This is a genomic window from Kitasatospora sp. MAP12-44, from assembly GCF_029892095.1.
Lineage (GTDB): Bacteria > Actinomycetota > Actinomycetes > Streptomycetales > Streptomycetaceae > Kitasatospora.
In genome coordinates, this window is the sequence record NZ_JARZAE010000004.1 from 4,185,106 (window position 1) to 4,198,417 (window position 13,312).

Sequence of the window (13,312 nt, forward strand, 5' to 3'; positions counted from 1 at the left end):
GGAGTTCGCGGCCAGACGAACCCCTGCGGGCTGCGACGCCGAGACACAGACTTCCGCAACAAATCGACAAAGCACCAGCCCCCCCCAAGAGTTTTAGCTCGAACGCGTGAAGTCGGATCACTAAACCCTGACTCACAGAAAGCCGATACATATCGGTCATCCGAAAGCCCCGGGCGGCCGCTGCGCCTGACTTTCGGCGCCCGTTCGCCACCGGACGGCTGCCGAAATGGCTCAGAACAGCTTGCCCGGATTGAGGATTCCCAGGGGGTCAAACAATCCTTTCATCTGCTTTTGCAGCTCCAGTCCGACCGGCCCCAACTCCTTCGCCAACCACTCCCGCTTGAGCAGTCCGACGCCGTGCTCGCCGGTGATCGTGCCGCCCAGTTCCAGGCCGAGCGCCATGATCGCGTCGAAGGACTGCCGGGCCCGGTCCACCTCGTCCGGGTCGTCCGCGTCGAAGGCGACGATCGGGTGGGTGTTGCCGTCACCCGCGTGGCAGACCACGCCGATGGTCAGCCCGTAGCGCTCGGCGATCTCGGCGACCCCGTTCAGCATCGCGCCCTGCCGCGAGCGCGGCACCGCGACATCGTCGACCATCGTGGTGCCCAGCTGCTCCATCGCCGTCAACGACAACCGACGTGCCTGGAGCAGGAGTTCGGACTCCGCCTGGTCCTCGGCCGGGACCACCTCGGTGGCGCCGGCCGCCCGGCAGAGCTCGCCGACCGCGGCCAACTCGCCCGCCGGGTCAGCCCCGTCGAAGGCGACCAGCAACAGCGCCTGGGTGGACTCCGGAAGTCCCATCTGCGCCAGCTGGTTGACCGCCCGCACACTGACCGCGTCCATCAGCTCCATCAACGACGGGGTGAACCCCGCCGCCATCACCGCGCAGACCGCCGCGCAGGCCGCGTCGGCGTCGGCGAACTCCGCCACCATCGCCAACTGCGGTGCCGGCGCGGGCCGCAGGGCCAGCACCGCGCGGACCACCACACCGAGCGTCCCCTCCGAGCCGACGAACAGCCGGGTCAGGTCGTAACCGGCCACCCCCTTGGCGGTCTGCCGACCGGTACGCAGCAGCCGGCCGTCGGCCAGCACCACGTCAAGGCCCAGCACGTACTCGCTGGTCACCCCGTACTTCACACAGCACAGGCCGCCCGCGCCGGTGCCGATATTGCCGCCGATGGTGCACGACTCCCAGCTCGACGGGTCCGGCGGATAGGACAGCCCGTACTCACCGGCCGCCCGCGAGAGCACCGCGTTGACCACGCCCGGCTCGACCACCGCGATCCGGTTGACCGGGTCGACCTCCAGGATCCGGTCCATCTTCACCAGGGAGAGGACGATGCACCCCTCCACCGCGTTCGCCGCGCCCGACAGCCCCGTCCGCGCGCCCTGCGGCACCACCGGCACGCCCAGCTCGGTCGCGGTCCGCAGGACGTGCTGGACCTCCTCGACGGTGGACGGGAACACCACCACCGCCGGCGCCCCCGACGCGCAGAAGCCGGCCATGTCGTGCCGGTACGCGGCCGTCACCGCCGGATCCACCACGACCGCGGACTGCGGGAGCCCCTTCATCAGCCGCTCGGCCAGTCCACTCACCGGCACCGCCTCCTCTCGCCAGGGGGCACGCCGGACACACACCCCACGCCCCGCACTCTGCCGTGCGGCCCGCCCGGACGAAAGCCGCCCCGTCGGGAGCCGCCCCCGGGCCCCGGGACGGGAGTCGAAGAAAGGGACGCCGCCGGGCATCAGCGGGCGCTGACGGACTGCCAGGGACGGGAAATGCAGGTGGCCCCTGACCAGCGTTGCTGGTCAGGGGCCGTTCTCCTGCGGAGGATGTGGGATTCGAACCCACGGTGGCGGGTCACGCCACGACAGTTTTCAAGACTGTTCCCTTAGGCCGCTCGGGCAACCCTCCTGGCGGAGGTCAGCCTAACGGGTCCGGTGGGGATTGGTGCACTCGGTTTTGGTGGGGGTCAGCTGTCGCCGGTCTTGGCGCCGAGGGTGACGGTGGTGGTGGCGGTCTGGCCGTTGCGGGTGTACTGGAGCTGGACCTGGTCGCCGGGCTGGTGGGTCCAGATCTCGCTGACGAGGCCGGGGGCGTTGTCGATCGGGATGCCGCCGAACTTGGTGATGACGTCGCCGGCCTTGAGGCCGGCCTTGTCGGCGGGGCCGCCGGGGGTGATGGCGGGCTGGCCCTGGACGGGGCCGGACTGGATCTGCGCGCCGTCGCCCTGGTAGTCGTCGTTGCGCAGCACGCCGAGGATGGCGTAGACCGGGGTGCCGGTCTGGATCAGCATCTGGGCGACCCGCTTGGCCTGGTTGATCGGGATCGCGAAGCCGAGGCCGATGCTGCCGGCCTGGCCGCCGCTGCTGCCGGTCGAGTTCGACTGGATGGCGGAGTTGATGCCGATCACGGCGCCGCTCGCGTTGAGCAGCGGGCCACCGGAGTTGCCGGGGTTGATCGAGGCGTCGGTCTGCAGGGCGTTCATGTAGGAGACCTGCGCGCCGCTCTCGTCGCCGGAGGCGACCGGGCGGTTCTTGGCGCTGACGATGCCGGAGGTGACGGTGCCCTCCAGGTCGTACGGCGCGCCGATGGCGATGGTGACGTCGCCGACCGCGACCTGGTCCGAGTCGCCCAGCGGGAGCGGGACGAGCTTGTTGGTCGGCGGGTTGTCGAGCTTGATGACCGCGACGTCGTAGCCCTTGGCCTGGCCGACCACCGAGGCGGCGTAGGTCGAGCCGTCGGAGAACTTGACGGTCAGCTTGCCGCCGTTGGCCGCCGGGGCGACCACGTGGTTGTTGGTGAGGATGTGGCCCTGGGTGTCGAAGACGAAGCCGGTGCCGGTGCCGGACTCCTGGGCACCGTCCGCCTTGATGGTGACGGTGCTGGGCAGCGCCTTGGCGGCGATGCCGGCGATCGAGTCGGGGGCGCGGTTGAGCGACTTGGTGTTGTCGCCGGCGGTGACGGTCGTGCTGCTGTGGCTGCTGGAGGTGAAGCCGATGGTGCCGCTGCCGTTGTCCTTGATCGCGGCGCCGGCGACACCGCCCGCGAGGCCGGCGACCAGCGCGACGGCGGCGATCAGCGCGACCAGGCCGCCGCGCTTCTTACGCGGTGCGGCGGGCTCGCCGTAGCCGCCGGGGTAGTCGCCCGGGTAGCCCGGGCCGCCGGGGCCGGCCGGCGGGTTGCCCCAGCCGCCGAGCGGCTGGCCGGCGCCGAAGGGGTGGTGCTCGGCGTGCGGCGCGGACGCCGCGGGCACGCCGGGCGTGATCGGCGTGCCGGCCGAGGTGTCCTCGGTCGGCGCCGCGTACGGGTTCTCGGGCGCCTCGGCGGCGACCGGGACGGCCGGCACGACGGGCGGCGGCGCGTCCAGGTAGGCGGGAGCCGGTGCGGCCGGGGTGGCCGGGGTCGGCGCGGCCGGAGCGGCCGGCACGACGGGCGGCGGCGCGTCCAGGTAGGCGGGAGCCGCGGCCGGCGCCGGGGTCGGTGCGGCGGCCGGTTCGACCGGGATGACAACGGTCGGCTCGGGAACCGACTCCGAAGCCGACTCCGAAGTCGCCTCGGAAGCCACCGCTGCCTCCGGCTCCGGGGCGTTGAGCTTGGTGAACGCGAGGGTCGGCATCGACTCACCCACCGGCGGCGTGCCCCCCTGCTCCCCGTGGCCGCTGGAGGGCTGCTCCCCCTGCGGCCCGGCGGGCTCACTCTCGTGCTCGGTGCTCACGGACGACCTCCATCGCTGACAGGACCTTGGCCCATAGTTTTTCCCATGACGGATCTGGTTGCCGTAAGGAGCCCCCTGAAGAACCGCTAAGAATCCTTAGGTAGGCCGAACAGCCCCCCGCCCGCCGTTCGGAACCCTCTCCCGGATCCCCCCGAGCAGAGTTCCGCGATGCGGACGGCGCACTTGCCTCCACCTTGGCGGAATCACCAGGTCGGGCTACCCTTGCGCTGCCAAATCTGACACGCGGGAGCTTGGACCCACCAGGCTGAGAGTGCGCTGTTCGACCGTACGCCATGATCACTCGGGCGATGCGGGCGAGGGAGTGCTGACCGCCGGAACCTGACCGGGTAATGCCGGCGTAGGGAGTATCGCCATGACGGCTGCTTCGCCTTCCCCATCTTCGTCCGCGCTGCTGGACCGGCCGCCGGGTGCCCCGAGCGCTCGCCCCGAGGCCCCGCTGACGCTGGACACCGCACCGCCGCGCACGCTGGGCTTCAAGGACCAGTTCGCGCTCTGGGCCAACCTCGGGATCAGCCTGATCGGCTTCACCAGCGCCGCCACGGTGCTCGGCCAGCCGGGCAGTGAGCTCTCCTTCACGGCCGCCGTCACGGCGATCGTGGTCGGCACGGTGATCGGTACGGCGATGCTCGGCGTGGCCGCGCTGATCGGCGCCCGTACCGGTGCGCCGGCGATGGCCGTCCTGCGCGGGCTGTTCGGCACCAGGCTGTCGTACCTGCCGACCGTGCTGAACATCCTGCAGTGCGTCGGCTGGGGGGTGTACGAGCTGATCGTGATCGCCTGGGGCGCCCAGACGGTGGCCGACACCCAGGGCTGGCGCTGGCTCTTCGTGGTGCTGGGCGGGGGCGGTGACCACGGCGCTGACCATCTGGCCGCTCGGCTCGATCGCCGCGCTGCGCAAGTACGTGGCGATCGCGGTGGGCATCGCGATGGTCTACTTCACCGTCCAGCTGGCCCGCCAGGGCTTCCCCGACCCGGGCGCGGGCAACTGGAAGGGCTTCCTGGGCGCCACGGACGCGATCATCGCCGTCTCGATCTCCTTCGTGCCGCTGGCCGCCGACTACACCCGGCACTCGCGCACCCCGGGCGCCTCGTTCTGGGGCACCTTCTCCGGCTACACGATCGCCCAGGTCTGGTGCTACCTGCTGGGCCTGATCGCGCTGCTGCAGTCGCACGGCAACGTCGACAACCTGCTCGACTCCTTCGCCGGGGTGACGGCCGGCTGGGCGTTCCTGCTGGTGCTGGTACTGCGCGAGGCGGACCAGTCGTTCGCCAACGTGTACTCGACCGCGATGTCGGTGCACAACCTGTTCCCGCGGGTGGACCGGCGGCTGCTGACCGGCGGAATCGGCGTGCTGGTGACGGTGCTGGCGCTGCTGATCAAGGAGTTCACCGCCTCGTACTACAACTTCCTGGGGCTGATCGGCTCAGTCTTCGTGCCGCTGCTCGCGGTGCTCGCGGTGGACTTCTTCCTCGGCCGCGGCCGGCAGGGCTGGGACATGTCGCAGGACTCCCCGGCCCGCCCGCTGATGCTGCTGCCGTGGGCGCTGGGCTTCGCCATGTACCAGTTCCTGGCGCCGACCGCGATCGCCGGTTGGTGGACGCACTTCTGGACGAGCGTGCAGTCGCTGGTGCACTTCACTCCGCAGCAGTGGTCCTCGGCCTCGCTCTTCTCCTTCCTGGTCGCGGCGCTGGTCACCTGGGGTCTGACCAGGCTCACCCCGGCCGCGCCGGCCGCGCCTGCGGAGTAGCTGCGCCCCCCGGAGTTGGGGGTGTGGTCGCGTCCGCGTCACCTCCACGTCCTAGGGTTGGAACGTGACCACTCCCGACCTCTCCGCCCCCACCCCCGGCCGCAGCGCGCGGCCGGTGCAGGTGGTCGCCCACCGCGGCTCCTCGGCGGCGCTCCCCGAACACACTCTGGTGGCCTACGGCCGGGCGCTGGAGGAGGGCGCGGACGCCGTCGAGTGCGACGTCCGGCTGACCGCGGACGGGCAGCTGGTCTGCGTCCACGACCGCGGCATCAGCCGGGTCTCGGACGGGCGGGGCGTGGTCTCCACGCTCACCCTGGCGGAGCTGGAGAGCCACGACTTCGGCTCCTGGAAGCAGGCCGGCCCCGAGGCGGACGGCGCCCGGGTGCTGCGTCTGGAGAGCCTGCTGGAGCTGGTGGCCGACTGCGGCCGCCGGGTGGACCTGGCCATCGAGACCAAGCACCCGGTGCGCTACCGCGGCCGGGTGGAGGCCGAGCTGCTCCGGATGCTGGACCGCTTCAAGATCGTCGGCAATCCGGACGAGGCCCCCGACCGGGCGCACGCGCGGATCATGAGCTTCTCCGGCCTGGCGCTGGGCCGGGTGCGGGCGGCCGCGCCGGACTTCCCCCGAGTGTTCCTCTTCGAGCACGCGCTGCTGCCGCGGCTGTGGCGCGGCCAGGGCCTGCCGGGCGGCGCGGTGATCGCCGGGCCGGGCATCGAACTCATCCGCAAGCAGCCGGAGTTGGTGACCAGGCTGCGCGCCGCGGGGCACCGGGTGCACGTCTGGACGGTGGACCGGCCCGAGGACGTCGAACTCTGCCTGGAGCTCGGTGTGGAGGCGATCATCACCAACCGCCCACGCGATGTGCTGGAGCAGTTGGGCCGCTGACGGCGGCAGGCAGGCGGCAGGCAGTCGGTGGGGCGGGCGGCGGGCCCGGAGCGCGCTGACCGGCGCGCGAGTTGGCGTACGCGGGCGCGGGCAGGGGTGGCGCGAGCGGCCCGGCGTACGGATTCCCGCTCCCCCCGATTGACGCAGGGTAAGCAGTGAATCACCTTTTGCACACAGCGTGTTGCTGCTCCGCAAGCGTTCCACAATTGACGCGCCACGATCGAGTTCAGCCTGTTTCCGGCGCATTCCCCCGGGGCATCCATCCCTCGGCAAGCGCTGAAGGAGGTCCGGGGGTGGCGTTGATGGTGGCGCGCGAAGTGCCGACTTCATCGACCATGGCGGTGCCGCACGGTCCGGCCAGTGTCGGGGCCGCACGGCGCCGACTGCGGCGAGATCTGGGCGACCACGAGGTGCCCGATACCGTCATCGATGACGCGGTTCTGATCCTTTCCGAACTACTCAGTAATTCATGCCGCTATGCGCGGCCGCTGGGCCCTTTGCTCGATCTCGACGGGGGGGCGTCAGTCGAATTCGGCGAGCTGCGGCACGATTTGCCGAACGGGGTGAACTCGCCGAACGCGGTGAACTCCGCGAACGCCGCCGCGCGCCCCGCGCACGGCGCGCGCTCCTCCCGCGGCGCGCGCGCGGTGAATCCGGTAGCGGCCGCCCGCTCGGCCGTGGCGACGGACAGCCGTGCGGAGAGTTCCGACGACCTCCCGCGCGAGCACACCGACCGCGACGACAACCGCGGCGAGCACACCGAACCGGACGACCCGGGCGGCGTGCTGGTGCGCTGGCAGATGCACACCGACGGCCTGCTGACCCTGGAGGTCACCGACGGCGGCGCGCCGACCAGACCGCTGCCGGCCAGCCCCTCGCTCACCGCCAAGGGCGGCCGCGGGCTGAGCATCGTCGGCGAGCTGGCGGCCGACTGGGGAGTCCGGGACGCGCCGGGCGAGGTGACGGTCTGGGCGGCGCTCCCCGCCTACACCGGGCACAGCGCCGCGGCGGGCGCGGAGCACGACGCCGAGCACGCACGCTCGGCTTAGCGCCTGGGCACGGGTCGGAGCGGGTCGGGGCGGGTCGGGGCGGGTCGGGGCGGGTCGGGGTCGGGGCGGGTCGGGGCGGGTCGGGGTCGGGGCGGGTCGGCGCGAATCGGGCCGAGGGGCAAATCTCAGTAGGCTGCCCCGGAGACAGAGACCACCGTCCCGGGAGAGCCGCACCATGGCCAAGAAGGCCGCCAAGAAGTCGCCCCAGCAGAGCCGCACCGCCGCGCCGACCGGCACCGTCCCCGTCGTCGGGGCCCGCGAGGACTGCCCCTGCGGCTCCGGCCGCCGCTACAAGGCCTGCCACGGCCGCGAAGCCGCGCACGCCGTCCAGGAGCTGGTGCACCGTCCGTTCGAGGGACTCCCGGGTGAGGCCGACTGGGTGGCGTTGCGCGAGCTGGTGCCGGCCGCCACCGTGCCGCTGAAGCTGACGGCCGCCGCGCTCGCGGGTGCCGACGGCGACGTCCCGTCCGTGGCACTGGCGACCGTGCTGCCGCTGGCCTGGCCGGCGCTGCGCCGCCCCGACGGGTCGATCCTGCTCGGCCTGCAGACCCAGTCCTCCTCCGGCGACCTCAGCCGCGACCTGGCCGACGCCCTGGTGGAGGCCCTGGTGACCGCCCCCGGCACGCCGGTGCCGACCCGCCGGGCCTCCGCCGAGGGCCCGCGCCTGCAGGAACTGCTGGACCTGGAGGCCGAGTTCGTCCCGGCCGTGCACACCGGGTTCGAGTTCTGGCTGGAGGACGCGGAGTCCGCCACCGGCGAGGTGGCCGCCTCCCTGGAGCGCGCCAACGCCTCGGCGATCCCCACCGAGAAGCTCACCGGCGTGGAGTCCTCGTACTGGTGCAGCACCCCGGAGAAGAACCACCTGCGCTGGGTGATGACTGTCCCCGAGGAGCAGCTGCTGGACGCGCTGGCGCGGCTCTCGGCGGCCGGCGAGTCCTCGCTGGGCGAGGGCACCAAGCTGGTCGGCTCGTTCCGCGCGCACGGCCTGCTGGTGCCGGTCTGGGACCTGCCGGTGGCGATGTCGGCCGCCGACTGCGAGAAGCCGGCGGCGGCCTTCGCCGAGCGCCTGGCCGCCACGCTGGCGGCTCCCGCACCGCTGACGGCGGACGAGCGCAAGGCGCGCGCCAACCTGGTGAACCGTCAGGTCACGCTCAACTGACGGAACCTGGCGCAGTGTGATCGACATCGGTCATCCGACGTGATACCGGTCACACCTGGCCCGGCGGGCCCGAAATCTCGGGCGCCGGGCCGCGCGGGGAAATTGGCTACGGCGCCAATCCTTGTTACTGTTTAAACAGTCCGGTCGCTGGTGCATCCCCCGTCGCCAGCGGCCGGATCTTCAATTTCCGGGGCCGTGCCCATCGGAGAACGCGCCGAAGACCCCGCCGGACACCGGCCGGCAGGCCGCCGCCAGGCCCTCAGTACGCCAGTCGAGTCCCGTCCGGCGCCGCCGTTCCGGCCGCGAGCAAGGGCTCCAGCAAGGCCGTCACGGCCGGCAGCCGCACACCCCCGCCCGGCAGCGCCACCGGCCGCCGCACCCAGCGCACCGCCTCCCGGCCGCCCTCCCCCAGGCGCGAGGGCGGCAGCACCAGATAGCCGCCGGGCCCGTGGTACCGCACCGAGCTCGGCACCCGCCCCGGCCCGCCACCGGGCAGCAGGGTCTCCTCCTGCGCCACCAGCAGCTCCGCCAACTCGGGGTAGGAGTACGGCGCGACCAGCAGCGCGTAGCGGCTCGCCGTCGCCAGCACCGGACCGGACGGCACCCGCAGTGCGTCCAGGTAGTCGAGCACCCGGGCACCCGCCACGGCCGGCAGGCTGACGGCCGCCACCGCGCCGCCGGTGGCGACGATCAGCGACGCCTGCGGGCTCAGCCGCTCCCACCACCAACGCACCATCCGTGCCTCGGTGGTGGCCGCCAGCAGCGGGTGCTCGTCCGGGTGCGCGCCGGGCACGGCGCAGACCGGGTTGCCGCACGAGCAGGAGAGCGCGCACTGCGCACCGTCCGGCTCGCGCTCCACCACGACCGCCCCGGGGACCACCGGCCAGCGCCACCGCTCGACGCAGGTCAACGCCGCCTGGAGCAGCGCCTGCCGGTTCCTGCGGTGTCTTCCGGACATCTCGGACATCTCACGCATGAGCGCTCGTTCCTTTCCGGGACCATCGGGGGAGCACGACTGTCGAGACCTGACCTGACGCGGCCGGGGAACCGCAGGTTTGCTCATGTGGCACCGCACCGCGACGGACGCGCGCCGGGCGGCCTGCCATGCCGCGGACGCGCCCCTGGAACGAGAATCCCTCATGCGACCGAATGGACGCCTTCCGGCACCCTCCGGTTCCACCGTACGAGTGAGTGACTTCTGGTCAACAGCGTTGCCGGGCGGGGGACCCCTACGATCCGGGCAGGGTCCGGCAGCCTCTCGTTGGCTTGTGCCCGCATCCCGGGTGCTCCATTCCGCACAACTCCGCACGGTCGGCCCGGCGCCCGGCGCAGAACCAGCCATCCGGCGGGGGTCCGATCCTGGACACGCGCCAACCGTCCTGTGTAGAAGTGGGGCACTACGAGTGGTTTGGCAGGTCTCACCCCTCGGGGTTGTCCGGGTGACAGGTACCACAGCGCTGGGAGTTGCGGCATGAGTGACAACCATCCGTCCGCCGCCGGTGGTGGCGGCGGTGGTGCGGGCAGCGGCGCTCCGGACCTGACCGCCGCCACACTGACCACCCTGCTGGACTCCGGCGCCCCGCTGCTCGGTCCGCCGCCGCACTCCCCCGCCGTCCACCGACCGACCGAGCAGCCCACCACCGGCCGGGCGGCCGAGCCGGCTGACGCCCCGTCCGACGGCGGGATCGGCAGCGGGCGGGTCGGCACGCTCGACGGCGGAATCGACGAGCGGCTCGACGGCCGGCTCGCCGCCCTCGACTGGCTGGCCCGGCACACCGAGCGGCTGGCCGGGGCGCGCGGCCTCGACGCCACCCTGACCACTCTGCTGGACTCCGGTGCCAGCCTGCTGGGCGCCGGGCGCGCCCTGCTGGTCCCGATCGCGCGCGACTGCGCCGACGCCGGACGCCCGCAGCCGACCCACGGCACCATGGTCGGCCTGGCCCTGGACCGGGCGGCGCTCGGCGCCCTGGAGACCGTCCCGACCGAGCAGGGCCCGTTCGCCGGCCTGCTGCGCGCGTTCGACCGCCCCGAGCAGCTGCTGCATCCAGATCTCACCGCTGATCTCACTGCTGACCTCTCCGCCGACCTCGATGACGACCTCGCCGACCCGACGCTCGGCCCGCGCTTTCGCGAGGTCGCCGCGAGCCTGGGCATCGGCGCCTGCTTCGCGCTGCCGCTGGCCACCGAGGAGGACGGCCCGCTCGGCGCGGCCGTCTGGTTCTACGAGCAGCCCACCGTGCCCGGCCGCGAGCAGCAGGAGCTGGCCCGCCGCTACTGCGCCTTCGCCGCCCCGCTGCTGGCCGGCCGCCTCGACGCGGACCGCCGCCGGCGCTCCACCGAGGCGCTGCGCCGCGGCCTGCTGCCCGACCACCTGCCGTATGTGCCCGGGCTGCGGCTGGCCGCCCGCTGGGTGCCGGCCGGTCTGGACCTCTCGGCGGGCAGCGACTGGTACGACGCGATCGCGCTGCCGGACGGTTCGGTCGGGCTGAGTGTCGGCAGCGTCTCCGGTGACGGCCCGGGGGCCGGGCCGGGCTCGGCGCCCGGCGCGGCGACCGCGATGGGCCGGGTCCGGGCCGCGCTGCGGGCGTACGCGGTGCTGGAGGGCGAGGACCCGGTCTCCGTCCTCGGCGACCTGGAGCTGCTGCTCAAGACCACCGAACCGGCCCGCACCGCGACCGCCGTCTACGCCTGCGTGGAGCCCGCCGAGCGGCGGATCGCGCTGGCCGGCGCGGGCCACTGCCCGCCGCTGCTGGTCACCCGCTACGGCGCCGAGTTCGTCGAGACCTCGCTCTCCGCCCCGCTCGGCATGCTGGCCTGCTGGGAGGCGCCCGGCGTCGAGCTGAACGCCGAGCGCGGCGACCTGCTGCTGCTCTACACCGAGGGTCTGGCCCGGCGCTGCGGCAGCACCCTGCACGCGGGCCAGGCCAACCTGCGCAAGGCCGCCGCGGACGCCCCGCGCGAGGTCCGGCAGGACCCGGACCGGCTCTGCGCACACCTGCTGACCAGCTGCGTCGGCAGCGGTGACGAGGCCGCCTGCGGCGCGACCGACGACCTGGTGCTGCTCGCCGCGCGCTTCGAGTAGCCGCCGGGAGGACCAGGACCTGCCGAACGGATGATCGGCCTGGCGTCCGTACCATGGGACGCACGGCCGCCCCACCGCGTCGCGATCCGATGCGTCCGAGGCGGCAAGAATCGCAAGGAGGCGACGTACGTGACCGAGGACCGTACCCCGGCAGCGGCCGAGAACCCCGAGGGGGCCGGCATCGAGCAGACCGAGGCCGAGCAGCCCATCAAGGGCCGCAAGAACGGCCTGTACCCCGAGGTGTCCGACGAGCTCGCCGCGTCGATGAAGTCCGGTTGGGCCGACACCGAGCTGCGCGGCCTGCAGCCGATCCCGCAGGCCTCCTACGCCGCCGCGCGCCGCGCCGCGCTGAGCGCCGAGTACCCCGGCGAGCGGATCGTGGTGCCGGCCGGCAACCTGCGCACCCGCTCCAACGACACCGAGTACTCCTTCCGTGCCGCCAGCGAGTACGTGCACCTCACCGGCAACCAGAGCGAGGACGCGGTGCTGGTGCTGGAGCCGCTCGCGGCCGGCGGCCACCAGGCGACGGTGTACCTGCTGCCCCGCTCCAACCGCGAGAACGGCGAGTTCTGGCTGGACGGCCAGGGCGAGCTGTGGGTCGGGCGCCGCAACAGCCTGACCGAGGCCGAGCAGCTGCTCGGACTGCCGACCCGCGACGTGCGCAAGGCCGCCGAGGAGCTCAAGGCCGCGGACAGCGCCGTCCCCACCCGGATCGTGCGCGGCTACGACGCCGGCCTCGAAGCCGCCCTCGCGGACGTCTCGAACGCCGAGCGGGACGACGAGCTGAAGGTCTTCCTGAGCGGCCTGCGGCTGGTCAAGGACGACTGGGAGATCGGCGAGCTGCGCGCCGCCTGTGACGCCACGGTCAACGGATTCACCGACGTGGTACGGGAGTTGGGCCAGGCTGTGGCCACCTCCGAGCGCTGGATCGAGGGCACCTTCTGGCGCCGCGCCCGGGTCGAGGGCAACGACATCGGCTACGGCTCGATCTGCGCCGCCGGCCCGCACGCCACCACCCTGCACTGGGTCCGCAACGACGGCGACGTGCGCCCCGGCGAGCTGCTGCTGCTGGACGCCGGCGTGGAGACGCACACCCTCTACACCGCCGACGTCACCCGCACGCTGCCGATCAACGGCACGTTCACGCCGCTGCAGCGCAAGATCTACGACGCCGTGTACGAGGCCCAGGAGGCCGGCATCGCGGCCGTCAAGCCGGGCGGCCGGTTCCGCGACTTCCACGACGCCGCCCAGCGCGTGCTGGCCGAGCACCTGCTGGCCTGGGGTCTGCTGGACCCGCAGGTGTACGACGTCGAGAAGGTGCTCGAACTCGGTCTGCAGCGCCGCTGGACCCTGCACGGCACCGGCCACATGCTCGGCCTGGACGTCCACGACTGCGCCCACGCGCGCCGCGAGTCCTACGTGGAGACCGAGCTGGTGCCCGGCATGTGCCTCACCGTCGAGCCCGGCCTGTACTTCCAGCTGGACGACCTGACGGTCCCCGAGGAGTACCGCGGCATCGGTGTGCGGATCGAGGACGACATCCTGGTCACCGCCGACGGCAACGAGAACCTCTCGGCCGCGCTCCCGCGCCGGTCCGCCGAGGTCGAGGCGTGGATGGCCGGCCTGACCGGCTGACCCACCCCACGCA

The 13,312-nt window shown here is 72.9% G+C and carries 9 protein-coding genes, 1 tRNA gene, 1 pseudogene and 1 riboswitch; of the genes and pseudogenes, 7 read left to right on the forward strand and 4 right to left on the reverse strand.

From position 1 onward, the window contains the following. Window positions 1-231: 231 nt before the first annotated feature. The 3 genes from P3T34_RS19505 to P3T34_RS19515 all read right to left on the reverse strand — a co-directional run bounded on the left by P3T34_RS19505 (window position 232) and on the right by P3T34_RS19515 (window position 3,719). Window positions 232-1,572, reverse strand: a complete 1,341-nt coding sequence (locus P3T34_RS19505) for an FAD-linked oxidase C-terminal domain-containing protein (RefSeq protein WP_280672225.1) — start codon at window positions 1,570-1,572, stop codon at window positions 232-234. 255 nt (window positions 1,573-1,827) lie between these two features. Beyond that, window positions 1,828-1,915: transfer RNA gene (locus tag P3T34_RS19510), tRNA-Ser, on the reverse strand. Window positions 1,916-1,973: 58 nt separating this feature from the next. Next, window positions 1,974-3,719: a trypsin-like peptidase domain-containing protein gene (locus tag P3T34_RS19515; protein WP_280667314.1), complete on the reverse strand. Its 1,746-nt coding sequence runs from the start codon at window positions 3,717-3,719 to the stop codon at window positions 1,974-1,976. Between the two features lie 233 nt (window positions 3,720-3,952). After that, a riboswitch (TPP riboswitch) is annotated at window positions 3,953-4,101 on the forward strand. Here P3T34_RS19515 and P3T34_RS19520 point away from each other — a divergent pair. The 5 genes and pseudogenes from P3T34_RS19520 to P3T34_RS19540 all read left to right on the forward strand — a co-directional run. Then, window positions 4,093-4,449: pseudogene (locus P3T34_RS19520) on the forward strand (cytosine permease); the annotation flags it as partial. (Overlaps the previous riboswitch by 9 nt.) A 136-nt stretch (window positions 4,450-4,585) precedes the next feature. Then, window positions 4,586-5,488, forward strand: coding sequence for a cytosine permease (locus P3T34_RS19525; RefSeq protein WP_280667315.1), 903 nt, complete (start codon window positions 4,586-4,588; stop codon window positions 5,486-5,488). A 64-nt stretch (window positions 5,489-5,552) separates the two neighbouring features. Then, window positions 5,553-6,374: a glycerophosphodiester phosphodiesterase family protein gene (locus tag P3T34_RS19530; RefSeq protein WP_280667316.1), complete on the forward strand. Its 822-nt coding sequence runs from the start codon at window positions 5,553-5,555 to the stop codon at window positions 6,372-6,374. 293 nt (window positions 6,375-6,667) lie between these two features. After that, window positions 6,668-7,423: an ATP-binding protein gene (locus P3T34_RS19535; RefSeq protein WP_348534672.1), complete on the forward strand. Its 756-nt coding sequence runs from the start codon at window positions 6,668-6,670 to the stop codon at window positions 7,421-7,423. A gap of 175 nt (window positions 7,424-7,598) precedes the next feature. Beyond that, window positions 7,599-8,582: a DUF5926 family protein gene (locus P3T34_RS19540; protein ID WP_280667317.1), complete on the forward strand. Its 984-nt coding sequence runs from the start codon at window positions 7,599-7,601 to the stop codon at window positions 8,580-8,582. 259 nt (window positions 8,583-8,841) lie between these two features. Here the strand turns inward: P3T34_RS19540 and P3T34_RS19545 are convergent, their stop codons facing one another. Then, entirely contained in the window at window positions 8,842-9,549 is a 708-nt protein-coding gene (locus tag P3T34_RS19545; RefSeq protein WP_280672229.1) for a bifunctional DNA primase/polymerase, read from the reverse strand. A gap of 504 nt (window positions 9,550-10,053) precedes the next feature. Between P3T34_RS19545 and P3T34_RS19550 the strand changes: the two genes are divergently transcribed. Both P3T34_RS19550 and P3T34_RS19555 read left to right on the forward strand, forming a co-directional pair. Beyond that, window positions 10,054-11,664 (forward strand): PP2C family protein-serine/threonine phosphatase, encoded by a 1,611-nt coding sequence (locus tag P3T34_RS19550; RefSeq protein WP_280667318.1) that lies wholly within the window; start codon window positions 10,054-10,056, stop codon window positions 11,662-11,664. A gap of 129 nt (window positions 11,665-11,793) precedes the next feature. Beyond that, on the forward strand, window positions 11,794-13,299 hold the full coding sequence (locus P3T34_RS19555) for an aminopeptidase P family protein (protein WP_280667319.1): 1,506 nt from the start codon (window positions 11,794-11,796) through the stop codon (window positions 13,297-13,299). Window positions 13,300-13,312: the final 13 nt, after the last annotated feature.

Excerpts from the sequence above, each read along its gene's own strand:
- P3T34_RS19505 (WP_280672225.1), bottom strand. The coding sequence starts at position 1,572 with ATGAAGGGGCTCCCGCAGTCCGCGGTCGTGGTGGATCCGGCGGTGACG.
- P3T34_RS19540 (WP_280667317.1), top strand. The coding sequence starts at position 7,599 with ATGGCCAAGAAGGCCGCCAAGAAGTCGCCCCAGCAGAGCCGCACCGCC.
- P3T34_RS19545 (WP_280672229.1), bottom strand. The coding sequence starts at position 9,549 with ATGTCCGAGATGTCCGGAAGACACCGCAGGAACCGGCAGGCGCTGCTC.
- P3T34_RS19550 (WP_280667318.1), top strand. The coding sequence starts at position 10,054 with ATGAGTGACAACCATCCGTCCGCCGCCGGTGGTGGCGGCGGTGGTGCG.